Origin of the sequence: Microvirga sp. (assembly GCF_014699075.1) — a bacterium.
Lineage (GTDB): Bacteria > Pseudomonadota > Alphaproteobacteria > Rhizobiales > Beijerinckiaceae > Microvirga.
In genome coordinates, this window is sequence record NZ_JACXAB010000004.1 from 110,429 (window position 1) to 136,324 (window position 25,896).

At 57.3% G+C, this 25,896-nt stretch carries 20 protein-coding genes and 1 pseudogene; 10 read left to right on the forward strand and 11 right to left on the reverse strand.

Annotation, left to right across the window (positions count from 1 at the left end; all coding sequences use genetic code 11):
• Nucleotides 1-12: 12 nt before the first annotated feature.
• The 5 genes and pseudogenes from IC232_RS33230 to IC232_RS33235 all read right to left on the reverse strand — a co-directional run.
• Nucleotides 13-411, reverse strand: a pseudogene (locus tag IC232_RS33230) (TniQ family protein); the annotation flags it as partial.
• Nucleotides 408-1,523 carry an AAA family ATPase gene (locus IC232_RS08210; RefSeq protein WP_190844445.1) on the reverse strand — a complete coding sequence of 372 codons (1,116 nt, stop codon included), beginning with the start codon at nucleotides 1,521-1,523 and terminating at the stop codon, nucleotides 408-410. The pseudogene IC232_RS33230 and the gene IC232_RS08210, both read right to left, overlap by 4 nt.
• 17 nt (nucleotides 1,524-1,540) lie before the next feature.
• Nucleotides 1,541-3,718, reverse strand: a complete 2,178-nt coding sequence (locus IC232_RS33060; RefSeq protein ID WP_190844446.1) for a Mu transposase C-terminal domain-containing protein — start codon at nucleotides 3,716-3,718, stop codon at nucleotides 1,541-1,543.
• The gene (locus tag IC232_RS08220) at nucleotides 3,715-4,575 is read right to left on the reverse strand and encodes a TnsA endonuclease N-terminal domain-containing protein (RefSeq protein WP_190844447.1); all 861 of its coding nucleotides are present in this window, start codon (nucleotides 4,573-4,575) and stop codon (nucleotides 3,715-3,717) included. The genes IC232_RS33060 and IC232_RS08220 overlap by 4 nt, the downstream gene beginning before the upstream one ends.
• A gap of 2,180 nt (nucleotides 4,576-6,755) precedes the next feature.
• Complete coding sequence (locus IC232_RS33235; protein ID WP_409564887.1) at nucleotides 6,756-7,184, reverse strand: S24 family peptidase; 429 nt, start codon at nucleotides 7,182-7,184, stop codon at nucleotides 6,756-6,758.
• A gap of 456 nt (nucleotides 7,185-7,640) precedes the next feature.
• Here IC232_RS33235 and IC232_RS08225 point away from each other — a divergent pair, with 456 nt between their 5' ends.
• The 5 genes from IC232_RS08225 (at nucleotide 7,641) to IC232_RS08245 (ending at nucleotide 10,645) form a co-directional block, all read left to right on the forward strand.
• Nucleotides 7,641-8,333: a hypothetical protein gene (locus IC232_RS08225; protein ID WP_190844448.1), complete on the forward strand. Its 693-nt coding sequence runs from the start codon at nucleotides 7,641-7,643 to the stop codon at nucleotides 8,331-8,333.
• Nucleotides 8,334-8,359: 26 nt separating this feature from the next.
• The gene (locus IC232_RS08230; protein WP_190844449.1) at nucleotides 8,360-8,848 is read left to right on the forward strand and encodes a hypothetical protein; all 489 of its coding nucleotides are present in this window, start codon (nucleotides 8,360-8,362) and stop codon (nucleotides 8,846-8,848) included.
• 127 nt (nucleotides 8,849-8,975) lie between these two features.
• Nucleotides 8,976-9,266, forward strand: a complete 291-nt coding sequence (locus IC232_RS08235; RefSeq protein WP_190844450.1) for a hypothetical protein — start codon at nucleotides 8,976-8,978, stop codon at nucleotides 9,264-9,266.
• A gap of 22 nt (nucleotides 9,267-9,288) precedes the next feature.
• Entirely contained in the window at nucleotides 9,289-10,401 is a 1,113-nt protein-coding gene (locus IC232_RS08240; protein WP_190844451.1) for an HAD family hydrolase, read from the forward strand.
• Nucleotides 10,388-10,645 (forward strand): DUF433 domain-containing protein, encoded by a 258-nt coding sequence (locus IC232_RS08245; protein WP_190844452.1) that lies wholly within the window; start codon nucleotides 10,388-10,390, stop codon nucleotides 10,643-10,645. The genes IC232_RS08240 and IC232_RS08245 overlap by 14 nt, the downstream gene beginning before the upstream one ends.
• Nucleotides 10,646-10,791: 146 nt before the next feature.
• On the opposite strand, the gene IC232_RS08250 is transcribed toward IC232_RS08245, so the two are convergent.
• The 3 genes from IC232_RS08250 to IC232_RS08260 form a co-directional block, all read right to left on the reverse strand.
• A complete protein-coding gene (locus IC232_RS08250; protein ID WP_190844453.1) occupies nucleotides 10,792-11,964 on the reverse strand; it encodes a tyrosine-type recombinase/integrase in 1,173 nt (390 codons plus the stop codon).
• A gap of 619 nt (nucleotides 11,965-12,583) precedes the next feature.
• On the reverse strand, nucleotides 12,584-12,922 hold the full coding sequence (locus IC232_RS32295; protein WP_312895134.1) for a transposase: 339 nt from the start codon (nucleotides 12,920-12,922) through the stop codon (nucleotides 12,584-12,586).
• Between the two features lie 54 nt (nucleotides 12,923-12,976).
• Nucleotides 12,977-14,191: a transposase gene (locus IC232_RS08260; protein ID WP_246812105.1), complete on the reverse strand. Its 1,215-nt coding sequence runs from the start codon at nucleotides 14,189-14,191 to the stop codon at nucleotides 12,977-12,979.
• Between the two features lie 195 nt (nucleotides 14,192-14,386).
• Between IC232_RS08260 and IC232_RS08265 the strand changes: the two genes are divergently transcribed.
• Genes IC232_RS08265 through IC232_RS33240 form a run of 4 tightly spaced genes read left to right on the forward strand, consistent with a single transcriptional unit; the run spans nucleotide 14,387 to nucleotide 21,332 of the window.
• Nucleotides 14,387-14,734 carry a trypco2 family protein gene (locus tag IC232_RS08265; RefSeq protein ID WP_190844454.1) on the forward strand — a complete coding sequence of 116 codons (348 nt, stop codon included), beginning with the start codon at nucleotides 14,387-14,389 and terminating at the stop codon, nucleotides 14,732-14,734.
• 6 nt (nucleotides 14,735-14,740) lie between these two features.
• Nucleotides 14,741-16,582 carry a trypsin-like serine protease gene (locus IC232_RS08270; protein WP_190844455.1) on the forward strand — a complete coding sequence of 614 codons (1,842 nt, stop codon included), beginning with the start codon at nucleotides 14,741-14,743 and terminating at the stop codon, nucleotides 16,580-16,582.
• Nucleotides 16,583-16,593: 11 nt separating this feature from the next.
• A complete protein-coding gene (locus IC232_RS08275; protein ID WP_190844456.1) occupies nucleotides 16,594-17,577 on the forward strand; it encodes an AAA family ATPase in 984 nt (327 codons plus the stop codon).
• Nucleotides 17,577-21,332 (forward strand): SAV_2336 N-terminal domain-related protein, encoded by a 3,756-nt coding sequence (locus IC232_RS33240; RefSeq protein WP_409564888.1) that lies wholly within the window; start codon nucleotides 17,577-17,579, stop codon nucleotides 21,330-21,332. The genes IC232_RS08275 and IC232_RS33240 overlap by 1 nt, the downstream gene beginning before the upstream one ends.
• A 550-nt stretch (nucleotides 21,333-21,882) precedes the next feature.
• Here IC232_RS33240 and IC232_RS32845 read toward each other — a convergent pair.
• Together IC232_RS32845 and IC232_RS08290 are read right to left on the reverse strand one after the other, a co-directional pair.
• Nucleotides 21,883-22,017, reverse strand: coding sequence for a hypothetical protein (locus IC232_RS32845; RefSeq protein WP_281413366.1), 135 nt, complete (start codon nucleotides 22,015-22,017; stop codon nucleotides 21,883-21,885).
• A gap of 44 nt (nucleotides 22,018-22,061) precedes the next feature.
• Entirely contained in the window at nucleotides 22,062-23,111 is a 1,050-nt protein-coding gene (locus IC232_RS08290) for an IS4 family transposase (RefSeq protein WP_246812106.1), read from the reverse strand.
• A gap of 256 nt (nucleotides 23,112-23,367) precedes the next feature.
• Here IC232_RS08290 and IC232_RS08295 point away from each other — a divergent pair, with 256 nt between their 5' ends.
• Nucleotides 23,368-25,038, forward strand: coding sequence for an esterase/lipase family protein (locus IC232_RS08295; protein ID WP_190844459.1), 1,671 nt, complete (start codon nucleotides 23,368-23,370; stop codon nucleotides 25,036-25,038).
• 33 nt (nucleotides 25,039-25,071) lie between these two features.
• Here IC232_RS08295 and IC232_RS33245 read toward each other — a convergent pair whose 3' ends face one another.
• Nucleotides 25,072-25,320 (reverse strand): integrase core domain-containing protein, encoded by a 249-nt coding sequence (locus IC232_RS33245; protein ID WP_409564890.1) that lies wholly within the window; start codon nucleotides 25,318-25,320, stop codon nucleotides 25,072-25,074.
• Nucleotides 25,321-25,896: the final 576 nt, after the last annotated feature.

The window sequence follows — 25,896 nt, forward strand, 5'->3', positions numbered from 1 at the left end:
GAGCCGCCGCCCGTGCCATGGACACGCTTCGAGGAAGGTCAAATCCCACCAAAATCTATGATGAAGTGACACGGCTAAGCATTCTGGGCAGACGCGGCGTGAAGCTATGAGTACATCACGGTTCAGTCTCAGTTCATGACCGCGGATCAAAATGGCTTCTCCGCGCATGCGACGGTAAGCAGCCTGCTCAAGAAGTTCAAGATCGCAGTGAGCGATGTCAGCGAGTGCCGGGAGTTCCTGTCCGAAACGAACGCGTCGACACGAGACTCCCGTCATCGTTCGCATCATAGCCATACGCGCGACCCCATTTATGTCAGAGAGCCTCAACAAAAGGCCATGTGGAGGCTCGTCGGAATACAAATCGGGAGTCCAGCGTGGTGGCATCCACATTGAACTGCTGAAGTGTTTCATTTGCCACGCGCTCCAAATGCTCTGCGAGTTTCAAGACCTTTTGACTGCCGCTTCTCGGCTTTGTCTATCCGGTTTCTCCGAGCAAGAACAAGATTTGTACGCACCTCTTCACTGTCTACGCAGGACATCAAAAACGGATTTTCAGCATCTGAAACATTCAATCTATCGCGCAAATATTCTGCGAACACCTCGACAGTAAGGCTCTGGTAGCCTTTCTCGATCGCATAGCGGGTAGTTAATCGAACGACAATTGCAATTCTACCTTCAAATCCGTCGCAAAAAATTCCCAATGGAACGAAGACATTTGGCGTATCTAGGGATGAACCTTTGTCGAAGGGTAACTCTTTGTTCAACGTGGTACAAAAGCGACCGAGTGCGGCCAGCGGATCCGATGTAATCTCAAGTGGTCGAACATGGTACACTTCGCCGCCCAGCCATTCCACCTGACTGTTGGCATCTTTGATCTCGGTTGTATGTTCAAGTCCGACACACAACACCTGCACACGACCAGTTTTTGCCAACACTTTAAAAACATCAGCTGCGTCGTAAGCGGCAGCTGTCTTGCCCTGTTCGCAGATGTGATGAGTATCGTCGAATACAATGAGGCGTGTCGCCTGTCCATATAACTGGCGGCCCAGCGCAAGCTGGCGCTCGACGAACGTAGCTGTTCGCGGAAGACGAACATTGAAAGCTACGAGAACATCATTAAGGAGGAGATTAAAAGTAGGGGGGCCTTTCGGCACATAAATCTTCACAATTGGGCGTTCGAGTCCGATAGGTGTTTCTACGATCACCGAGACGATCGCCTCAGTCTCGCGGCAATCTCCGAGATTTTGCGCAACAACTTTGCCATCCAATTTGTCCGCAACTTCCTCGATAATCTCGTTCACGGCTGTTGTTTTACCAGCTCGTGTCTCTCCGACTAAGAACGCTATTTCACCCTCGGGCGCAGTACGGTAGCCACTCATGATACTTCGGATAAATTCCATCGACTTAGTGAGCGAGGGCGTCATAGCTATGAAGCGCCCAATATTCGAGAGGCGATCATTTGAATTGCTACTGCTCCAATCCGTTCCGTTTTCAGTATTGCCATTTTCAAGCTTCGAAGTCATGGCGCACCTCACATCGCTTAGTGGTTTCGATGACGTCCGGGATATGTCGCTGGAACTTCAGTAGGCGAACCGGTGTTCCTATCCGTGTGTGTTGGCTTATTGCCTGTGTTCTCGCTGTCGGACCGACCGGGGCGGATCTCGCCGGGATAATAGCCATCACCGTCACGCGGCGGGTAAGGATTAGTCGGATGTATTATGACATCGCGGTAGGGACCATTCGGATCCGGAGGCGGTGAAGTAGAAGGGGCATCAATCTCATGCGAGCTGATTGGCAAGGAACTCGCGTCCGGGTCGATCCGATCGCTGTGGATATGCTCAACGGGACGCGACCCTTCCGTTATAAAGGCGGCAATGTGCTTCGGAACAACACCATGTCTTTTCCGGACACTGTCTACAAAATCCCATATCCGTTGCAATCCCTGGGCTAGTTTCAACTCGTAATCGTCATCGACAACCTGAGCATCATCAAGGATTTTTCTAAGGTGCTCGTATTGGCGCAACGTTAGCAACTCGATTGAACTCTCCGCCATTAGCTGACCTTCGACCCACGTGTGGTCGTCGGGGTCGAGAATGTAGGCCGTCCCCAGATCAAGCGGGTCAATTCGAATGAGAACATCACATGAGAAGCCGATTCGGTTCCGCAATGCTCGGAACGCATTGGAGTTCCAGCGGAGTTTATTGTAGCGTACTCCGTCGTCGCGAAGTTTACGGGGAACAACTTTACCGACTAGAGGTGCGATGAGTTCCGACGGCGGCGCAGGTTTCTCACCAACTTCGTCCATCCCTTCGCGCCACCGTTCCGCAGGTATTTCTCCAGTGCCAGGGTGCTTCTCCCTGTTGTGGTGATCAACAACCCAACGAGTAGTCAGATAGCGAACATCACTAATTGAAAATTTCGCTTCCTTCTGTGAATCGTATCGCTTGCGCATTTGAGGGTTGGATAGCGTTGTGCCATCCAACAAATGGAAGAGCTCCTTGTTTATACGTTTGAAATTGCTCTCAACTTTTCCCTTTTTGTCTCCGCTAGCCCTTGGCAGTTGCAGGATCCTCATGTTCAAGCAGCTTGCTGTAGCTGTCATCGATGCAGAGAGAAATTCCGGCCCTTGATCAATAGCAAGGCAATCGGGCGCTCCGAAACACGGCCAGTCAAACACAAAGGGTGCCTGTCCGTACTCAGCCCACTTCCGAAGTTCCTGCTCTTTCGGCAAGACGGCATGGCGAAGTGCCTCCATTACTGAAACCCATGAAGGAGCGGCGAATGAGATCGTGAAGCCGATGATCATCCGCGAGTAGCGATCAATAAGGACAGTAAAATACGGTTTCCCGAGAACAACTCCATTCTCCGCTACAATGACGTCAAGTTGCGTGTGATCGGCCTCAACCTCGGCCAAAGGGTAATCGCCTGGAGGACCTGCGCCTTTTAAGCGCAATAACCGATCGGCCTCATGCCTTCCTTCCCGTTTTACGAGTAGTTCCCACTCTTCGCGCTTAGCCAGTGTGTTCTCGACAATCTTGCGCCCGATGACGTTCTTAGCTTTCCTCGGTAGCTGTCGATGTTCAGCGTTCGCACGGCAACGAATGCGGGACCGTGCTCGAAGTAGGGTTTGCCGAACACTACCCTTCAGCCGTGTAGCGTAGACTTCATCAATCGCATTGTTGATCTCCTCAATTACCCAAGGCTCGTATCGCTCCGCTCGGTTTCCCCTGGCAGGTGTATCGGAAACGAGAGCTCTGATATCGAATCCAGCGGCCAGCCACCTCAAGTACCAGGACCGACCTTGGCGAAAGCTGGGACAATCAATCAGGTTACCTGGATCTCCTTGACTCGCGCTAGCTAGCGCAGGATCAACCCATTGCTTCTTGTCTCGCCACTGAGCTGGGAGATCATAGATTTTCCTGACATAAGCATAGCGTGCCTTCGCGATGATCTGCTGTGAGGTTGAGAAGCTACCAAAATCTCTTTTCAGATTTGCTAAGACCGAAGGCGGCAATGCTTCGTATTGAGATTCGGAGACCATCTTTTGGCTTCGAACAAGCTCGTTCTGGCGACCGAAGCTTAGCGATATCTCGGAGCCATCATCGGCAGCCGTGAATATGCGACCTATCGTTGTCATTTCTCCAACGACGTAAAGACGGCCGTGGACACGGACTTTCGAGCCGCACACGAGACGTGGTGGCGCGGTGTGGACCGTCACATTTCATCTCCTTGGTTCGATGGTTGAACCCGAAAGGGCGTTGTTCTGCTGAAACGACAAGTTCTATCAAGTCGAATGTGGCCGAGTCGATCAAGGCGGATCGCGAGTTCGAGGGCATTGCGTGGTTGCCCAATCGCCGCGCCAATATCGCCCACGATGGGCGTAGAAGGAAGGTCTCCGAGTGCGAGGATTGCCTTCAGGAGTAATCCTCGGTCTCCGAACGGCCCAGAATGCCTATGAATGAGCTTCGCATTGTATAGCATCGGCTGGATGCGGATTTCGTGCTCAGTTACAAGACGAAACTTGTAGCCGTGCTCTCGGGCTGCGCCTTCATAGGCGTCTAGTTGTGCTCTGATAGTTGCCGCTCGAACTGGCTCTTCCGTGTGAACGACCTCGAGAAGCTTCGCTTCGACAAGCTCGCGTAATCCATCCTTTCTTTCGATAAGATAATCTGGAGTCCACCGGCTAAGCCGCCCACAGATGAGGATCTCGAGCGAGAACGGTTGGGAAATTATATTGGTGATATTTTCATCTTGTGCGTCTGTGACGAGTGCGAAGTCGCACGCTAGCAAACTCTCACCCGCGATGACTTTCCCTTTAAGTCGAGGCAACGGTACCTTACCCCTGTAGCCATGGTGACCACGGCGGCAAATGTTTCGGCTCTCCGAACCTCGGATCAATTCCGGCTTCTTGGTAGGTCGGGCACGCGCTTCTGGTTCTCGTGAACGCGTTTCTTCGAGGCGACGTTCGTCTGGTTCCCATGTTTTCATTTCGGCAACGGGGTGATTTCGATACCTAACTTCGTATGTAGATGGGCTGTGACAATTGCCGTGTTTGATTTCGCTCAATGTTGACATCACCTTCAATCCACAAGTATCTGATGATCCAGTGAACTTATTATCTGACCCGCAGTCCTATACTGTGAAGCCCATCGGCAGTCGGTGAAAATATCATCATAAGCTGTTAGGCTTCTTTGGCTGTCATCTACCTCCATTCGCGAGCCTCATGACGAGTGGGTAGGCACCACGTTCGCCGATTTCGCGTGGTTTGGGATCTCGTCGGCAGGTGTGTCGAGATTGAGGTCTGACATGTCCCGTGCTGTGGAACCTGTCGCGCCAATATCCGTGTCTCTTTCTTGCGCGCTCTCGCTCCCGTGGGAGTTAGTATCGATATGAAAGCGGTATTCTGGCGGAATCTCCCCGCTCAGGTTCATTACGATTGGCGTTGCCTCCAGATGTCTCGGGTAAGTCCCGACTGACTGTCCTAAGAGCAAAGCCTCGGGAAAATTTTGTGTTAGCTCGTAGAGCTTTCTGAAGTGCTCTAACCGTCGACGGGTCAGGAACGCTAAAGGGAAGGCAATACCCGACGATCAGTCCAGTAGAACGGTCAATTACTGCGTTGACACTTGGGGGAACGAAAACACCGTGGGTTCCGGAGGTAAGATCGCAATCCACTGGCTCTGCGGCGGAATGCAGATTGGGACGCTGGTGACCCGCGGCTGATCCGAGGCGTGTTTCTGGTAGTTCTGTGACAAGCTGTGCGGTGTTGGGGCATTGAGTTGGCACATGGCCACTTGCGTGACATGCGTTCTCTTGTTGCCGTTGATCCGCCGAAGCTTGATCAAGATTGGCAAGTTGCGTTGCGATCTTTCCTCGGACACAGCCGGCTGACAGGCGAACTGGAAGGTCTGTCATCTGCTCAATAGCTGTAAGGTGGTGCATGATGCGCTCCAAGAAACAGAGGCCAAATCTCTGGCAGTATGCCAAGGTCTGCGCTCATTGGTCCGGCGGCGAAAACTTGAGCAGCAGTTTGGCAAATGGAGTTCTCGCAAACTCAGTACATTGACGGTTGCGTGCTCGTGGCACTGATGTCGAGGTAGGTTGATTACGGTCAGCACCTCATCGGGACCGTAGGTTACGACAATTGTTCGCCCTGACGCCATGATGTGAGTTGCGCCCTGGCATTGATCAGCATCGCTCAACCAAGGTATCGCTTGGATCTTGATTATGTGGCGGCAACCCTCAGTGTTGTCGTCCACTTCAAGATACTCACCGAAGCGTTCCAGAGGCATGCGGCACTCCCAAGTCAGAAGTTCGCCAGCTACGCACGCGCAAAGACATTTCGTTGAGTGGCAATATAGATCACATCTTGTCGCGAGTAAATAAAGTAGATATTCTCAAAGACCAAAGTGGATATTCTTAGTTCCTAAAATAACAAAAAGATTAATACGAATTTTTGGGCAGACTGTCGAGCATTAAAGCTATGACGCCTAAGTTGTTGACTTTGTGATAGAAAAAATTCCGAAAAATGAGACGCTATTATTTTTGCGGAGTGCAGGTGGGGGATTTAATTGGCGGATGCTTGGAAGGAAGATTTGTGCAAGGTAGAACCTTATTCAGAGCTTGTAGAGGAGAATCCAACGCTTTAGACGATCATCCTATGATATTGGCCCTGGTAACAGGCAGGTCGCCATTCGTCGGAGTTTTTTGAGCAGCGAGTTTTTCTGCGTCGAAAAGTGTCCGTGGAGCAAAAAAAAGCATTTTCACGTCAGGATCCGCGATGACGAAGCTTCGAGCTTCGGAGTTTTTCTGAGCAGGAAATTGAAGCGGAAAACGAGGCTGAATTTTCGAGAGATGCCATGAGCTGATCCTGCTTTATGAATTTTCGTGAAAGGTCACCCTTTTGGTTTGGCAAGATGTTCGGAGCTTGAGGAGATTTGAACTGAAATTCTATCGGCTCCGATGGCCGCCTCTCGTTGAGAAGTGATGCTGAATCCTGCTGAGCCTGAGGGACTTCGAAGTGCTGTTCAACTGGCTCGGTACCACACCGCAGTGAAAAGTGGACCTGGCTTTTTCAGGTCCAAGTTGGACATATCACAGGAGAGCACTGGATCGAACCAAAGAGAGAAAATGGACGTTTGGACGTATTGCTCTACGGTCGTTCGCGCTCTCCGTCGCGGAATTCCCAGATGTTCAGACTAGCCGAAATTACGGAGAATTTCGGATCCCAATTTTTGCGAATAATTGTTGAAAGCAGCCTACAGCCTATGTCCAATCCACCTAACGCGTCCGAAGATTTGACACTGTGACGCTCCGGAGATTGAGATCTGAGGAGCAGTTTGCCGTTCGGCGCTCAGCGTCCAGGATGCGCCACCGTCCGGTGAGAAAGCCCGTCGGATGGTGACATGCTCACCGGCCCCGATCAGAAATAAGTTTCCCTGTGAGAGGCGCTTTTCCGTCAAGTGAATTAGCGCATCGTCCGATACATTGATGACTGGCGCCATATCAGAATCAGGTACCGTGAATACGGCAGTGTCGCTCGCGGTTAGGCCGAGATCGTCGAGCAACTGTATTGCAAACAGAGAATAATGGCCTGTTGGCTGCAGGTCTCTAGCAACTCCGGGCGCTCGTGATACTGCCACCCGAGGAATCAGCGCTGTAGTTTGCTCCCACTGTACCGACGGCATTCCTTCGCCTGTGACAAGCCACCTCCAACTGACGCCCGTATTGTCCGCGATAGCGGACAAAATTGCAAGTGAGGCTGGCTTGCCGCCTAAGAGGTCATAGATCCAAGTTTTCGAAACGCCGACCTTTGCGGCAAAAGAACGAACATCAGAGTCTCCAATGAGCGCTCTAATCCGAGTTGTTATTTGCTCGTTGAGCGCTTGGACGCGGTCTTTGCTCAGTCGGCTTTCCTGCGCGCGGGATCTGGACAAAGGAGTTGACCTTCAGCAATTCTGTGCCAGATTGTCCGGTGTCGCGGACAAGGGCTGGCGCTACGGAGTGATTCTCGAATCCTTCCTGAAGTCGCCTGTGCGTCAAGGCTTTCCGCCCCAAAACTGACTGTCGCTACCTTGGCTTGAACATCTTAGTTCGAGCAGAGGCTTATAATGATCTGTTATCACACATTGTGGATCTAAAAAATGGAACAGGATGATCGGATCAGTGACCACATTCTGGACGTTGCCGAACGAGCGTTTCGCCAGCATGGCCCAGACTGGATATCGCTCTCAGGTGTGGCGCAAGAGTTGAAGGTCCCGAAAGCCATTCTCAGCTTCTACGTACCTGGAGATCCGAGGCTTAGGGAAGGTATCGTCGGAAGGAGGCTCGACCAAATCCTTGCTCAACTCTCACCGATCTCTGATGCTGCTACTGGTGCTACCGCCGAAATACGCCTTTGTGCTGCCCTGAATGCCCTCGTTCGCTTGAGCCGCATATTTCAGCGGGAGGATCCAGCGCTGTTTGCCGTCTACCGTGCCCTGTCACACGAGCAAGCTTCGGTGATCACCAAATTCCAAGGCGATTTAATCAGAAAATTCGAAGCGATTATTGCACAGGGAATCCAAGCGCGCGAATTTTCCGATTTCGATGCATTTCATGCCAGCTGGGGGACACTGAATGCGATTGCACCATTTTATGAGCCCCGGTTCGGCCGAGACTGGTCGGCGCCGGGCGAGCATCGAGCTTATAAACATGCGCGAGCCTTGATCGTGCAGGGGCTCGCTGCCATCGTAAATGCAACGGGCTCTCAGGCTGAGGCTCAAAGGAGAGCTGCTCAACGACTTGGTCTCGTTCTTGGTTCGGACCGCGACGACTCGCCCAAGGATTCGCGATAGGCGAGCGGTTGTAGATCGTGCAAGCCATGGATTCCGACGGGCGGCTTGAAGCAAACGCAGTTCTTGATCGATTGGTGGCCGAGGGAACGACGTTCTGTCGAGACGACGCCCGACGCCTGATCGAACTAATCCCAGTGGCTCCCAATTCTCGCTTTTCATTTCGAGGAAAAATCAGTGGTCGAGGGCCCCATCTGAAGGGCCATGCAGCTGGGGTTGGTGAGGTTAGACTTAAAGGCGAAGAGTACGAAAAGCACTTTGCACTGAACACTCCAACCTCTCACAGAATTGGCGGATATGTGGTTACGCACACCCCTGGCCAGATCGCAATCGAACTCATGTGGAGTGACACCAAGATCGATCAAACAGGTCAAAGCTGCCTGCTCACGTATGACATAAACACCAGTGAACCAGACGCGATGCTGCTCGCAAAGCAGGCAACGTTGACTTTGCTCTTTATGAGTTTTTCGTATGTCTCCTACATACCTTGGAAAGCGGGAGTACCTTCTCGGCCGTGAAAGGAGTGCGTCAATTCCTAGGCCGAATGCGTTCTGAGACTCTATCGAGCGAGAACTGCCGTCGTCTCCGCTCGTGATGTTCAACAACGCGATTTGCCGCGCGAATCTGATCAACGAAGGTGCGGGAGTGACCGAGATCTTCAGACCTTACACGGCGCAGATGGTCGATCCCTTGGTTGACCACGCGATCACCCATCTCGAAGAAAAGATTGAGAAGCTCAAGTCTCTCCAAGGAGCCGAGCCGGAGATCGCTACAGTCATTGGGAGGACAAGCGAGGTCTTCGGTAATCGGGGCGTACTTTGGCTAGTCCAGCATAACCGAGTGTTAGAGGCTACTCCTCTGGACCTGATCCTCCGAGGTAACACCGACCTAGCCCTCCTGCTCCTTATCCAGATCGAACATGGAGTATACCCATGAGGGCAGCGACAGGGTCGAGCTAATGGATTGGCTGAGCATGAGCGACGTTCGAGCAGTCTGTTTTGATGCTTTCGGAACCTTGGTCGAGATCACCGACAAGCGGCAGCCGTTTCGAACTCTGCTGCGGGAAGGCGTGAAGGGTATCACGGCTGACGAGGTCCTGACGCGGCCGCTCAGCCTGCGGGAGGTCGCCGCAAGAGTCAGCCAAGAGCTCGGGGAGGACGGGTTAACAGAGCTGGAAAGGGATCTGCAGGCCGAGTGTGCCTCCATTCGTCTTAGGCCCGGAATGGCGACAATCTGGCAAGCCCTGCGCGCCAGAGGTCTGCGGATCGGCGTCTGTTCGAACCTGGCGCTTCCTTATGGGGGCCCGCTTCTCTCCACCCTGCCTGACCCTCCCGATGCTGTGATCCTGTCCTACGAAGTGGGGCTGGTGAAACCACAGCCTGCCATATTTCATCTCGTGTGTGATCGGCTGGGGTGTCGGCCGGCGGAGATCCTGTTCGTGGGGGATACGCCGTGCGCCGATGTTGAGGGGCCACAAGCGATCGGCATGCCGGCGATGCTCATCTCAGAGTTCGAAGAATACACCAGGCGCGAAGTTCGTGAGCTTGGAAAGCTCTCTGAAGGCTTCCCCGCCTCCATTCAGGGAGCGGGATACGGCTCCGGCCTTTTGAATATGCCGCCCAGTGATACTGGAAAGAGGGCCCCGGTCATCAAAGGCTCGGGCCTCGGGCCATTGATCAGTGTCGAGGAGGGTCGAGCGCGACTGGCCGAGATCACTGTTGAAGATGACTCGACAAACTGGGCGGCATCCGAACTCTTCGGAACCGACAGCATAGCGGAGAGACTCGGTGTATCAGTCGCAACACTCGAAGGGTGGCGGGATGACGGTCAGGCCATTGCCTTCCGCAAGGACGCCGATGGGTTCGTCTATCCGGAGCGCCAGTTTGAGCAGTCCCGACCGATCGAAGGCATCGACCGGGTTGCGGGGTACTTCCCGTTCCCTGAGGAGGCGTGGGAGTGGTTGGTTACGCCCAATCAGTACACCGATAGTGCAGCGCCGATCGACCGGCTGCGGTCAGGGCACATCGAAGAGGTCGTTCGGGCTGCGGAAGGTGTGAATGACTACCAGTGAGGGTACGAACGCAAAGCAAGACAACACGATTGTCTCGGATCTCGAAATTCTGAGCGGCATGCCGGTCATCAAGGGCACACGGATCCTGGTCTATGACGGGGCTGCATCCGTGAATGCAGGCATCCCGCGGGATCGTATTCTGGCGGCCTATCCCACCATCAAGGAGCACCATCTGGATCTGGCTGTCGCTTACGCGGGGGCCAATCCATTGCGGCTGCAGGTTCATCTCCGGCTCCCAGAGTGATCGGTGCACCCTCCGCCAGCGAGGGGATCCCGATCGCTTCTTCGGGCGATATCATGGGCATATCACTTCGCCCCCCGAGAGCCGAGCGCCGGTCACCTTGTTGAAGACTCTCCGCGTTAAGTAGCGCCGGTCCGACTGTCTTTCCATCAGCGCCAAGCGAGGCGGGCAGCCTTCCCCATCTGCCGCTCCCCGTCATTGTAATAGGTGGCGGCTTGCTGCACGGAGCGATGCTGCGATTGCTGCATCGCCTCGGGGAGCGATACGCCGTCGCGGGCTGCCTGGGTGAGATAGCCCGAGCGAAGTCCATGGGCGCTGAACAGGGCAGGGTCGAGTCCAGCCCGTGTGCAACGCCGCTTCACGATATCATTCACAGCATCGCCACTGATGGCGGCCAGGCCGATCCGGCCCCATCGGTCGATGGACCGAAACACCGCTCCGCTGGTGATTTTCGCATCGGTCAGCCATGTCGCCAGGGCTTCGGCTGGGCGCCCGATGAGGAGGACGCGCGTGCCGTTATCGGCGTTGCTCCTTTTCGTGCGGCCGAGGCGGATCGCCATGCACGGAAGGTTTGCGGAGTGTGGATCGCGCGGGTCCACTGGCACGGGCGGGAGCGTCTCAATCTGATCGACCCGCAAGGCAGCGACCTCAGAGCGCCGCCGCCCACCGGAGGCAAAGGCCGTCAGCAACAGGGCGCGATCGCGCTGGTCGACCAGCCGACTCGGCGCGCAGGTGGCCAACAGCCGGTTGAGCACGATGCGCGTAACCGCTCGCGGGCTCTTGCGCGTGGAGGGCCGGGTGTTGGCCCGAATCGCCAGCCGAAGCGCGGTCTTGAACGCCGGGGTGACGAAGCTGGGCTCAAGCCCGCGCCAGCGATGCAATGTCGCCCAGGTCGCAAGCCGGCGGCGGACGGTGGCCGGTGCGTGCGGCCCCTTCACCCTGAGATACCCGCTGGTCTTCAGTTGCGCGGCTATCGCGTTGGGCATGCCGTGACCGGGATTGATCTCCCGTTCGGCTGGATCCCAGAGATGGTGAGCGAGGAATTTTAGGGCGAGCTCCTCAGTGGCAGGCCAGGGGAGGGGGAGGCCGGTGGCGGCAAAAGTCCACGCTTCGAGATAGCCCAGATCGGAGGCCAAGGCCCGCAAGGTATGGGGGCCCATTCCCTTCTCGGCTAAATGCTTCAGCGTGGCGACGTCCTCGTCGGTGAGCAGGGCCGCCAAGGCTTCGCGCCGCTCCAACGGCAGGATCCCGGTAAGTGCGTCGAGTTCATTCGCGCGGTGCAGTTGCCGGTCACCGGTGCGCTCTGTTGCCAATCGCCTCATCGCGAATCCTCCCAGGTAACACCCCAGCAACAAAGCATGGCCTAATCTCGGCGGAGCGATCCCCCATCCAGAGATCTATATTGAAACGAGGTAACGGTAATTTTGACGGCTTGGAGGCCGTTGAATGGGCAGACGTCAGCAACGGCCAAGCCTCACTCCCGATAATAAATAGTTATCGGGAGTGAGAAACGGTATCTCGCCGCCTCATACGTCAGAGTACCAATAGGTATATTTGATACGGTAACTTAATGTTATGGTCAAAATAACAAAGAGTTAAGTTGCTTCAAATCCCTTGCGGGCGGAGTAACCGGGGCAGATTAGGGGGCAAGGGATACCTGCTGACCGGCCTTCGTGATTCAATCTATGGAAGACCGTGCCAACTGGTAGTTCCGACCCTCTACCTGAGCAGACGGGAACCCTCCCGGCCCTGACGTTTCCCCATACCCGTACGCGATCATCACAAACAGCACGGCGGCTAGGGCAACCACCAACCCCATGAAGATGAGGACCATCGCGGTGCGGGTGGTGGGACTGTCTTCATGCATGATGTGCCTCGTTGATAAGCTGATCAGCGGATGACGCCTGAACGTCAGCAGCGGCAGATTGCGGGCAGTGGGCCTCAGGCTGCTCGGGCCACAAGAATGGCGAGGGGTGGGATCTTGGGCTGACCCGTGTTCAATCCCAGCCGGTCTCCGAGATAGCCGAAGAACGACAACCCGAGCTTGCGGCAGGTCTTCGAAAGGCCCAGCATCACGTCGCGTGCCAGACGGCCATCCGTACTCATGGTGCCACCGGAGACCTTGCGCTTGATCACGCAGGCGCGCAGGTCGTTCTCGGAGGCATTGGTGTGCAGCGGGATCTCGGGACGCTCGAGCACCAGCAGCAATTCGTTCTTCCTCCGCGCCAGGCGGGCGAGCAGTTCGTCGAGGTCCTTGTAGCCCGTGTGCTGGCCAAAAATCTTGTCGAACTGCCCCCGGAAGACCCGCTCCCCGCCCGGGGACGGGCTCTGCTTTCACAGCTTCAGGCTGCGATAGAAGCACCAGATCGCCTCGCGGACCAGCTCCACCGCTTTGGCCTGCTTCGGAGAGGTCGGCATCAGCTTCTCGAGGTGGCGCTCGGCATGAACCCAGCACAGCGCGTGCTGGGCGATGCGGAACTGGCCGGCATCATCGGAGACCACGACGGTGTTGTCCATCAGCCCGTGATGCCGGATCGCACCCCAGGTGGCAGCTTCGTTCAGCGTCTGGAGCAGGGGCCGGTCGAAGATATTGATCGAGCACCGTGCCAGATGCTCCAGCCAGTCCAGATCCGAGCGGAACACATGGCCCTGGAGCTTCGTCAACCGGGCGATCACGGCGGCTTCGACCGGCTGCCGGCGCAAATAGTCCAGTGTAGCCTCGTTGACGACGTAGTCCTCGCAGCCACCCCGCAGCAGCGTCAGGAAGTTCAGGCGCGATTTGGATCGGCTGGTACGGAAGACGCAAAAGCGCTCGCCACCGATCTGCGTGGTCACAGCGGGACGGCGGGCATGGCGCGCACCGGTGTCGTCGACGGTGATGTACGGCGAAGAGGCGAGGCCTGCTTTCAGGATCGCGCGATCCTCCTGCTCAAATGCCTCCAGATCGGTGGTGAGCAGGCGCACCACCTCCCGCTTGGAGATCGACAGGCCGATGCCATTAAGCAGATCGGTCAGGCGCTCGGTGGTCACCTGGCCTTGTGTGTGCAGGGCGAGGCAGAACCGGCGCACGCCGGGCCCATACCCGCCGGCAATCCCCGCCGGCAGCGGCGCGACGAGGGTCTGGCCCTCGGGCGTCACCCAGCGTTCCCGCCTGTAGCGCACCACCTCGGCGGTGAGCACCAGTTCTCGGCGCACCACCGTCTTGTAGCCTTTGAAGCGCGAGCCAGGGGGAGCCTCGATCGGGATCGTGACCTCGCGGGTGACCCGATCCTGTTTGGCCCCGCGTCCAGGACGCCGGCCCGGACCCACGGGCCGCGGCTGGGTGGCTTTCTCCATGCCAGAGGGTTTGAACGGTGGACGTGGCGGCAGGTTCTTGAGCCGGGCGATCTCGTCCTTCAGGGCCTGGTTGTCGATGCGCAGGTTGCTGTTCTCGAGGCGCAGCCGCTCGACCTCTTGCTCCAGCCGATCAATCCTGCCGGCCAGATCTGAGACCAGCTCGCGCAGGGCCTTCTGAGACAGCGGCTTGTTGGAACCACCAGGCGAGGTCATGCCGGGATTGAATCATGAATGCCCGAAGGGAGGAATCCCTCGTCCCCTAAAATGCCCCGGTTAGGAAGATACTCGCAATGGAAGCGCCACAGCTTCCCGCAAGTGAGCAGAATTCTTGCCGGCACCGGAAAGTATCGGGCTTCGCTTGGTTGCGAGACAGTGTATAGTCTATGTCGCCTCATGGGAGGGATCTGCATGACGAATGCCGATAGATCGAAGCAGATTGGCCTCGCAGACGCGATTGCCGGCCTCCGCGCAGAGCTTAGCCGTGCGCGTCGGGAGAGCGAAGGCCAAGACATTCGGTTCGACGTTGAAAATGTTGAGGTCGAATTGTCTATCGACTTTGGTTTGGAGCGAGAAGCTAATGGCGGGTTCAAGCTCCTCTCGTTCGTCCAACTTGGCGGCAAAGTCGGCGACAGCACGAACACTGGTCACAAGGTAACACTGTCGCTTTCAGTGCACGCTGATGGCCGCGACTCCGAGCCGTTCCGCATCTCTGGCCGCGGCCCAGCGCCGGTTCTGGACGAAGACGTCGGACACTGATTTGCGATGGCCAGAAGCGCCCTCGGACCTAATGGCTGGGCATTTCTCGATCTAGTGCAAATCCGCACCGATGATCCTTTTGGCTCTGGGCTGCTCGTAGGTCCCGGTATCGTTCTGACTGCGCTACACTGCGTAGCTGATAGTGAAAATGGGTGGCAACTCCGCAGCACCATTACTGTGAATCTCTGGCGCGATCTTTTCGGCCTTGATGGTGCCCGGCCGAACGAGCGTAGCTATCGCGCGAAGGTGATCTGGCAGCCGGAAATTCACCAAGACGTAGAACCGCCCGACATCGCGTTGCTGGAGTTCAAGGTGACGGAGGGTACGCCGGTGCCGTCACCGCGTCGCCCTGGCCCGCTACTTTATGCAGAGCTCGGTCTGTATGATGCCGAAGTCGTGGCGACCGGCTTTCCGGCGCTTCTCGAAGGTGGTGTGCTGCCTGGCAAGAGATACGAAGGAGCATTCCCCGGCTTGGCCAATTTGCGTTCCCTTTCGATGCCTACGATCAGCTTTACTTCGAGGATTATCTCGTCGCGTGGCGGCAAGGAGGACTGGTCCGGGCTGTCCGGAGGACCGCTATTTCGAGGCGATGCGTTGGTCGGTGTAATGCGTGGCGGGCAGCCGCAGTTCAAGGTCGACCGCAACTTAGAAGCGGAGCCATTGGCTCCGCTTCTGCGTGACCCTCGCTATAATGGCCTCACCCAATATCTCGACGCGCAAGCGGAAGCCTCCGGCCCAATCAGTCCGGATGGATTGGCTGAATTAAAACGCATCATCGCCGCAGCACGCATCACCAGTGGAGCAATACGTGATGCCTATCTGGTTTCACATCTTGCGGCAGCGGCACCCTACAGCGACGTGCCAGATCTGTGCTCCCGTCTTATCGATGAGGTGGCCGCTCACGGCGTGTCTGCCATGCGGACGTTTCTGACCCACTTGGTCGTGGGCAATCCGAATGTCCGCAATGCAATCGATGGATGGGTTTCGAAGCAACCAGACATGGCGGGTCTTCCGGTAGGCCCCAACTCATCTCCCGTGTCGAATGATGAATCAGTCACTCTGATTAAGGTGATGCCCACGGCCGAGACCATGATTGCCGCTTCGCCCCGAGAGCGCAGTTATGAGGTTGAGGCGTGGGTGTTCCATGGTCCGGACCCCGCGCGGCGCATTGACCCTGGGCCCGCGATCCGTGAGCACAAACACAGTTTTACGAAGCTAGCCGAGGTGATTCAGACGTTCGTCACGCGCAGCCTCGATTATCTGCCGACCTCGACGGTGCCGGTTGTCGAGCTCGCGCTGCCTTTCGACTTGCTGGGCGAAGACGTCGAGCGCTGGCAGGTAAAGGTGACCCGGGCACTCCATCGGCCGCTCGGTCGGACATTTCCGCTGGCGTTGCGGTCCTACGACAGACTCTATGATCAACAGCTAAATAATTGTTGGTACGCCTGGAGGCAAAGCTGGAAATCTCTTCCGTCGGAAATCGGTGAGAGCACGCTCCATTGGATTGTCAACTCAGATGGATGGGGGGAACCACTGTTCGATGCCTTATCTGGGCGGCCATTGGTATGTGTGGCGCTTGCGTGCGGTGGAACGGACGGCATAGGTATACTCGTAGAAGCGGGTGCGCCAGTGGCAATCTGGCTTCGGGACGCCCCCCAAGACGAGAATGCTACACGGGCAGAACTCCGTGCATTGGTATGCGGGTATGGAGTTCACGGCTTGCCCAACCGCATCCAGAACCAACGCCAGGAACGCACTGGGACTGCGTGGGAAGGGGTGGCGCTGTTCTATGATGATCCAAGCCGTTTGCCGCCAGATGCCAAGGTGCGCTTTCAATCAATGGAGTGAGGAAGGTTTCTATGTCTCAGAGCGATGGACGTATCTTCCTTGGGAGCGGGAACCCACACGATCAAATCGACGATTTGCCACCGCCGCCCCCCTGGCGCGATTTCGGGCGCGATGCGCGCGCCCACAAGGGCAAGACGTACCTAGCCGGAAAGCGAGAGGTCGAGCTCGTGAACGCCGCCCTCTACCTCCGGCGACCGCTCCTTATTACTGGCCGCCCGGGCGTCGGCAAAACGTCGCTAGCCCATGCCGTCGCTTGGGAGCTCAAGCTTGGTGAGGTCCTCACCTGGCCAATTAATACCCGCTCAACTCTCCAGCAGGGCCTATACGACTACGATGCAATCGGGCGAGTGCGCGACGCTTCAGTCCAGAGCGGGTTAGATCAAAGGGAACGCGACGGCGAGGGTACGATCCTCGACATGGGAAGCTATATCCGTCTCGGCCCGCTAGGCACGGCACTGCTCGGTGGGGAATCTGGTCGACCGCGCGTTGTCCTCATCGATGAGATTGACAAAGGTGACGTCGACCTGCCGAACGACTTGCTGAATGCATTCGAAGAGGGCGAGTTTGAGATCCGTGAACTTGCGCGGGCCGGGGCAAACCGTGAGGCGGTGGTCAGCACACATGACCGGGTTAAGGCAAAAGTCGTCGGCGGCAAGGTAAGTTGTAATGTGTTTCCATTGGTATTTCTGACCAGCAACGGCGAACGCGAATTTCCTCCAGCCTTTCTGCGGCGGTGCCTTCGGCTGGACATTGATCCACCCGGGGAGGGAGAACTAACAGCCATCGTCCGAAGCCATCTAAGCGCTGAACCACGGTACGAGGCTGCGGTCACTGGCCTTATTGCCGAGTTCGTTAAGCAACGTGACAAACAATCGAAGATGCTCGCCACTGATCAACTCCTCAACGCGATTTTTCTAACTGTCCAGGGCATCGATCTGACCGCACGGGAGACGCTGCACGAGGCGGTGATGCGCGCCTTGGACGAAGGTAATTGATGCTTTCCGCTCTCCTCGATGCTTTAGAACGGCTCAAGCCATTTGCGAGCCTGGAACGGATCGGAGGACCGCCAGCCCCAGAGCATATAGCTGACGCCCTCTGGCTGGCCTCACAGCTCCGTCTGATCGGGCCAGATGCGCCACAGAAGTCGGATGCTGCCTTGGTGGGAAGCGCCGACGGAGCACCGCAGCAGGCAGAGCTTCATTTTCCTTCGAGCAATGTGGCCGATGCCGCAGATGCCGAGCAAACGGTTCCGCTCGTCGCAACGAGGGGATCAGCGGCCACGGAGGGGGTGCTGCCGCTGCGGACGCCCGGTGCCGCCGCCTTGCCGCATCGCCTCGCACTGTGCCGAGCCCTACGGCCGCTCCGGCGTCGCGTGCCCTCGAAATTCCAATTCACCTTGGATGAGGAAGCCACAGCGGAACACACTGCCGTAGAGGGACATTGGGACTTGGTGCTGCGGCCGGTAGGCGAGCGATGGCTCGACTTAGCCATTATCATCGACGATGGTCCCTCAATGCAAATCTGGCGCGCCACAGCACAGGAGCTGAGGCGTCTGCTTGAGCGCCAGGGCATTGCACGGGATGTCCGCTCGTGGCGGATTGATACCGGAACGAGGGAGCGCGTCAGGTTGCTTGCCGCCTCACAGATCGGCGACGAGCGCCGTGCGGAGGAGGTATCCGACGTCAGCGGGCGGCGGCTCGTCGTCATCGTCTCTGACTGTGTCTCGCCTGCATGGTGGGGCTCAGCCATACCGAATCTCGTACAGCGTTGGGCGCAACACCAGCCAGTGTCTCTCGTCCAGATGCTTCCACAGCGACTTTGGGCCCAAACCGCACTCGGCGCAACAGCGGTCGTTCCGGCTCGGGCGCCACGCGCGGCGAGCCCAAGTCATGTCCTTGCCCCGATGCTGCGCCGGAAAACGCGCTTTGGCCACAGCGCAAGGCAATTGGCGACAATGGCGCCGCTGGTGACTGTCACGACACTCGAGCCCGAGTTCGTGCGGGTTTGGGCACGATTCCTTGGGGCGCGGGCCGGCAGCGTCGGACCGACAGTCAGATTGGGTGATCTCCGCGCGGTTGAACCCACCCCTCAGCCAAGCCTGCCACTCGAGGCTACTGAAGCTGTCAAGCAGTTTCAGGCGCGCGCTTCTCCGCTCGCACACCAACTCGCGTGCCTGCTTGCCGCGGCCCCCCTTCGGCTGCCGGTAATGCGACTTGTCCAGCGCTCAATGCTACCAGAGTCTGACCAGGTTCATCTCGCTGAGGTATTCTCAAGCGGGCTCTTACGGCGCGACTCAACATCTGGGCAGGATCTTGAAGACGCGCTCTTTGATTTCCAGCCCGGCGTCCGCGACGCACTCCTTGATGCGGGTACATTTGCGAGCCATCTTGAAGTCCAACGGCGTGTTTCTCAGTTTATCGCATCGCGCTTTGGTCAGGCGCTGGACTTTAACGCTTACATCGCCAATCCGGATGCCCTTGCGGCAGCAAAGACCGATGCCGGCGCGAGGCCCTTCGCATCTGTCACCGCGTCCGTGCTGCGTCGGCTTGGCGGGAAATATCGCGATGCCGCCGACCAGTTCTTGAGTAGCGATAATCCAGAGCTGCGCACCAGTGATGATCACGAAGCGCGATCGGTTGGCGGCCTGTTACCCAAACACAGCGAGGGAGTCGTCTCTGGGCCGGCTTCGGCTACCATTGTGACTGGCGTTCGCTGGTGGCGATTCATACATAAACGGTATTCAGATGCATTGGGGGGAGGGCTCGAGCATTCCCGGTTCAGCGATCCTGCGTCAGATCGGAACGGGCCCCGTTGGCAGCCCCTATACTTGGCGGACAGTTTTCGGAGCTGCCTTCAGGAGATCTTCCTTCGCAACCTTGCAAATCCGGTCGGATCGGCGCTGCCTAGCGTGGATGAAGCCGCTTTAGCAAATTATGACTGCGTTGAAATTGAGACACTTAGGCCGGTAAAAGTTGCCGACCTGCGCGGTTCGGCGGGGATCCGCTCCGGCGTGCCGATTTCGCTGGGCGAAGAGCCTAGTTCAGAGTTACCGTGGCAGGTGGCAGAGGCTTGCTTCACGCATCCCGAGAATTTCGAGGGGATCATTTATCCCTCCCGTCTCGACGAATCTACCACCCTTCTAGTCCTCTTTGAGGAACGCGCACGGGATGCTCTGAGTATTGTTCACCGCCGCGATCTTCTGCCCAGCCACAACGAACTCAGCACGGCTTTTCTTGAGCTAGCTGCTATACTAGAGCCTCTGACTAGCGATATTGGACGCGCATATCGGGCTAACGTTTACTTCGAGCTCGGGAACGTCACCTTGCTAAATGGCAAGCTCGAGGACGCGGAGCGCCATTACGCGGCGTCGGCCGAAATCTTCAATGCGCTTGGCGACCAGCGAAGTATAGCCAAGATCTACGTCAAGCAAGGGAGGCTCGCGCATCTCCGGCTTCAGTTCGTCCAGGCAGAGAGGCTGTATCAAACGGCAGCCGACATTTTTGAGCGACTTGGCGATCAGCCGCTCATGGCCAGCGCGTACTACCATCTCGGCTGGGTCACGTCTGATCAGGGTCGTCTCGAAGAGGCCGGGGAGTGGTACGAGCGAGGTCGCACCATCTTCGAAAAGCTCCATGATGCGAGGTGGACGGCCTTAACGTACAGCCGGCTCGCCGACATAGCGCAGAAGCAAGGGCGGCTTGACGAGGCGGAGAAGCGGTACGGGGAAGCCCTCACCATCCAGGAGACGCTCGGTCTCCGACCCAATGTAGCCAGAACCTACTACGAACTCGGCAAAATTGCCGAGCAGCGGGCGCAACTTGATGAAGCCGAAGCTTGGTACAAAAGGGCGCTTGCCATCTTCGAGGCGGTCGAGGACCGATCTTGGACAATCTTCGTCGAATGTAGACTTGGTCGATTGGCGCGAGAACGTGGCCAACTCGAGGAAGCAGAGGGCCGGTACAAAAAGCTCGGCGATCATCCGGAAAGGGTAATGGTTGATCTCGGCTTGACGTCGCAGCGTCGTGGCGAGCTCGAGGATGCGGAGAACTGGTACAGGGAGGCGCTCGCGTTTTCGGAGGGGCTCCAGTCCGACGAACAGCCCTGGCTGGCTCTGATCTACTACCATCTCGGGACCGTGGCGCGGCAGCGTGGCGGCCTCGAGGAGGCCGAGAGCTGGTACCGGGCAATACTTCAGATCGATGAGCCACGCCAAGAACCAGGCCAATTGGCTTCCACCTATTATGAGCTCGGCCAGACCACGCACGCGCTGGGCCGATTTGAGGAGGCTGTAAGCTGGTACGAGAAGGCCGCCTCTATTGAGGAGGCCGGCGCCGACCCACGGAGAGCAGCCTTGACGTACCATCACCTCGGCCTCGTCGAGGCCGAGCGGGGACGGCTCGACGAGGCCGAGCAATGGTTCAGGAAAGCGCTCGCGATCAGGGAGGAACTCCAGGACCTTCCTTACATGGCGACCGGCTATGGGCGCCTTGGGGTTCTCGCCGTGCAACGCAACAGGCCAGAGGAAGCGCTCGCCTGGATGATCCGCTGCGTTGCGCTGTTCCTGCCGAAGTTTCCACATCCCATGGCCGGGCCTGCGCCGGATTACCTTGCACGTCTGACGGCGGAGCTGGGATTTCCCATACTGGAAGCGGCATGGCAGCAGGCGACGGAGGACTCATTGCCGTTCTCGGTGCGCTCTTGGATTGAGTCCCGCATGCTGGTGCTAGGCAGAACTGGCGCACCTTCTTGAGAAATGGGATGAGGAGCATCATTGGCACGTGGCCAGTTTTCAAGAAAGGGCCAGAACAAGATCTGCTCTCAAACACAGGCTAACGCAGTACGTAGCACGAACGTGTGTCTGTAAACTGACCAAAAGACCCGCGGAATGGCTGAATCCAGCTTGGATCTTGGTGTTTGTGCCGTCATTCAGAGCCGAACACGTGATTGGAAAACGTACTGCTCCCCAAAGTATCGTCTGTGAAACAATGAAGGTGTCGGGATAGGTTTGCCGAAGCCGATTGCGCAAGAGTTTCAACGGATACCAGTGCGACGTGAGGATCATCTAGCTTCAAATTGCAGTTCAGTCCTGAAGCCCGGTCGTGAAGGGTTGCCAATCCGTTCTATAGAATCGTGTCATTGAGAGCAACTCTTGTTCCGGCCCGTATCTCGGGGACCGGCTCGGACTGAATGGGGATCAGCCAAGGATCCCGCCGCTCGCCACCCTAGTCATTCAGTGAGCCGAAGGCTTGGCCCCCAAACTGCCCCGCTTACCGGGCGGAGGTAAGCGGGGCAAATTACTTTCATTTACCCACAAGCCTCATGCCGGGGGAGGCGCCGAGTTCGATATCGGGCAGGCGCGAGAGGCCGCGCCACATGACCATGTTGCCGGGCGGCGGATCCTTGGCGCGCGTGAGAATAGCCGCCGAGCCGGGCAATCTTGGTCAGATAGTGTGCCAGCGTTAGCGCCGGTGACGACGTCTTATCTTTGACCAGCTGATCGAGCAGGCGGATCTCGAGCGGGGTGAAGACTAGGCGTGGGGATGCTGTGGGTTCCGTCCGGTTGAGCATCGTCAGCCAGAACACCCGCCGCGCTAGGATGCAGAACAGCGCCAGCAGATTGACCCGCCGCTCGGCCGACCGGAGTTTCGCATCCTCGGCGCGGCAGCCCGATTTCAGGATCTTGTAAAGGAGCTCGATTTTTCCAGCGCAGGGCGTACCAGCCGATCTTCTCGACTGCCTCATCAACGCACGTGACGGGCAGATCGGTGATGAGGCGCCAGTGGATCGGCTGGCGGTTCTGGGGCGTCCCTCGCTCATCGGCGCGGATCACGGTGAGATCGAGAGCGGGATAGCGCTTCTGCTTGGCGGAGGGCGGCAACACATGAAGGCGCTGGTACTTGATGGTAAGGTCGGCCCGGCTGCTCTGGCCCTTGTCGCCGCGCACCGCGATCCAGTGCTCGCCTTGACCTGGCACCGCGTCCATGGCTGCGATGATCGTCTGGGTGCCGTCATCCGCTCGCCGGTCGACAAAGCTGCGCACGAGAAAATGCGTGCCGAGTTCGTGCGCCGTGACGAACAGCTCATAGATGTCGCTCTCGCGATCGCCGATGTGGATGCACCGTGCCGGATCAGCAACCGGAGCCGATGACTGGCGCATGTTCGCGAGCCAGCGGAGGCTCTCCTTGTCCTCGATCGGCACGCGCGTCGGGTTGATATGCCGCTTGAGCTCAGTCGTGCCCTTGAAGCGGGTGCGCGTCCAGAACTTGATCGCACACAGCCCCAGCGGCAGCCCGTCCGGGGTGACGCCAAGGCTCGCGTGCATCAGAAGCCCGCAGACGGTAAAAAGCTGGCGCCGATCATAAGTGGGGCTGCGGCAGGGATACTGACCGATCACACCGACCGGCTCGGGCCGGACACGATGATAGGTGAACTCGGTGGTGTCATGGAGGATGAGGATCGGCCCATCGGTTACGGCCACGCGACTGGCGGTTGCCGCGAAACGGATCGGCGTCGCAACCGAAAAGCTCATTGCAGTTCATGCCCAAAATCGCATGCTTGAGCTTGGGCATCCGAAGTCCATCCGCATCGCCTAAGAGAAATGAATAGGGTGGATAAAGTGCTTTCACCAACCCATGCAACACGGTCATATGTGACTTAACCCCCAGTACAATACGTTTGCATTGGATAGTGCCATCGGTTAGATTCGATATCTTCTTCCCGAGGGTCAGCATTCACATGAATAGCACGGTCCCCTCCAGCAAACCGTCTCAAGCGGAAAGTGGGAGATGCCGAATGTGACTTCCTTCAAAGACTTCGGCCTGCACTGCATTCGCCAGCCGACCGAGGACACTGTAGTCATCTTTGTCCATGGCATTCTCTCTGACGGTGTCGGAGCCTGGGGCGAGCCGCCCTGGCCAAATTTGCTCTCCTTCGAGCCGGCGCTCAACAGCGTAGGAATATCCGTCTTCACATACCAGACCAGTTTGACGTCTCGTACATATGGCATCGCTGATATCGCCGATTACCTTCGTGAGCACTTGCGGCTGTCTAATCTCTTAAGGCTGCGGAACATCGTCTTCGTCTGCCACAGTATGGGCGGCATAGTTGTCCGGCGGTTTTTGGTCGCGAACCAAAAGGAGCTGATCGATCTTAAACCGAGAATCGGCCTGTTTCTGATCGCGTCACCTTCACTCGGCTCGCGTGACGCTAACATGCTGTCGCTCTTGTCGTTCGCACTTCAGCATACGCAGGCTGCCGTACTTAGGTTTTCGCAAGCGAACACATCGCTTGACGAGTTGCACAGGGATTTCAGGACGCTGCTGGCAGGCGGCCAACTTCACATGGAGGGACGAGAACTCATCGAAGATCGTCCAATTACCGTCAAACGGGGGCTCGGCCTCTGGAGGCAGGTTGTGGAGCCATTTTCGGCTTCTCAGTATTTCTACAAGCCGGGCTCGGAGCCGTTTCGGGTCCCGGGCTCCGATCACGTTACCATTGTCAAGCCGTTGCATAGCGGCGCCATTCAGCACCTAATGTTGAAGAAGTTCATCCTTGAGTTGATTCATCCGTCCACCAACGATTCCCTCCTGCCTATCGAGGTGGAGGAGACCTCGAAGGCGTTAAGGGCCATAAAGGGCTTGCAGGAAGGTCTTGAAAAGGTTGTAAGTAAGCCCGAGGCTCTGGGAAACCTCCAGCAGGCGCTCTTCGAGACACGTCAATACGTCAAAGAACTGCGACGCGGAGTGCATCGCGACGGTGCGGCGGAACTGCGCCTTTCGCATCTTTGGAACGACGCTGGGTACGCACTTCTAAAATTCGATCCCGAGTTAGCTTCGCTCTGTTGGCTCAAAGGACACGGCTGGGCCGATGAGCGGTTGTGGGCAGACTCGCGCTTCGCGCGTCTCCCTGTAGGACTCGACGACATGCTGCAACGCCTGCAGGAGGCGATGCGCCAGCAAGTCGATGACCTTCCGGGAATTCTGGAACAAGCACGCAGGGCGCTCAGCGCCATGCCCGGTGTGCTCGACACCTTCGAGGAGGTGCGGCCCGCGATGGCTACTCTATTGGGCCAGCCGCCCGTGGTGAATGATCAGCATGCAGTGACGCAGCGCATCACTGACTGGGGCAACGCTGTGGAATTCGTAGGTTTGGGTCAAACCGACAAGGTTACGATCGAGGACCTTCTCAACCTGCCAGCCGATGAGCGCCGAACGATCGAAGCGTCCCAAGAAGGCATGAACAAGCTGAAAGCCGAGTTCGAGGCAATCATCGCCCAGGGTCGGCGAACACAGCACGACGAGGAGGAATTGCTGACTATATCCTCGCAGATGGGAACGCTGTTGAAACTCGTCCTCGGAGTGATCGAGACGGCACTCGGCGGACCGCTCCAGGACCACTATGCAGCGCAGCGAAGAATTGCCGAGTACGCCGCATCCCGTGCCTCCCTTGGGACGTAGCGGGTCAGAGCAGGAATATAGACAGACCTCCTGCTACCTTTGAGCCTGCGGTCGAGCGTGCTTAGCGGCGATGAGCGAATGGAAGATCTCCCGGTCGAGCAACTCATCCCTACGCCGCGCATCGAAGCTCTCGATGAACCTGTTGTTCCAGGGTTTACTTGGCACAAGGTATGCCGTCTTCGCTCCTGCAGCCGTAATCGATTTTGTGATGGCTTTGGCAATGAAATGCGCGCCGAAGCACGACAAAATGTGCTGGCGCAGGATGAACAGATCCGAGAGCACATCATTTACATCATTGGCGTTGAGCTTTTGGCTCTGGCCATGTATTCATGCGTGAACACATTGTTCTCGTCCAGCATCCGGCACTTTCTCCCGTCCTGGGTGCGGTCCTCGACAAAGTCATAGCTCCCGACATGGTTCGGCCTCTCGCTCGAAGATGAATGCGCGATCCGTCAGAAAGCCACAGACACCCTCTTTTGGGTTGTTTGGGGAACTCTTAGCCCCTCCCGTCGCTCGACCCGCTCGTCGTTGACGATACGGCCGGGGGGCGACCGAAGGAGTTGTGCGATCTTCCGGTAACCATGGCGGACGTACTGGCGGGCGAGGTCAATGATCCCGATGGTGAGCCGCTCCTCACCACTCTCTTACGTGGGACACGCTCTTGCGTCGAGCGATGCTGCCGGAGCACGCGCTGGACCCGCCGTTCGGATAGTTTCAGGTGAGATTACACATGCTCAATGCAAGCACGGCGACGGGCGGGGCTCAGACGTTTCCCGAGGCGGCTTCCTTCAGGACTTGCTTAACCCATATCCGATCAGCCACTGCGCGGGGGAGCCGAGCATGCTCCCCTTCCAGATC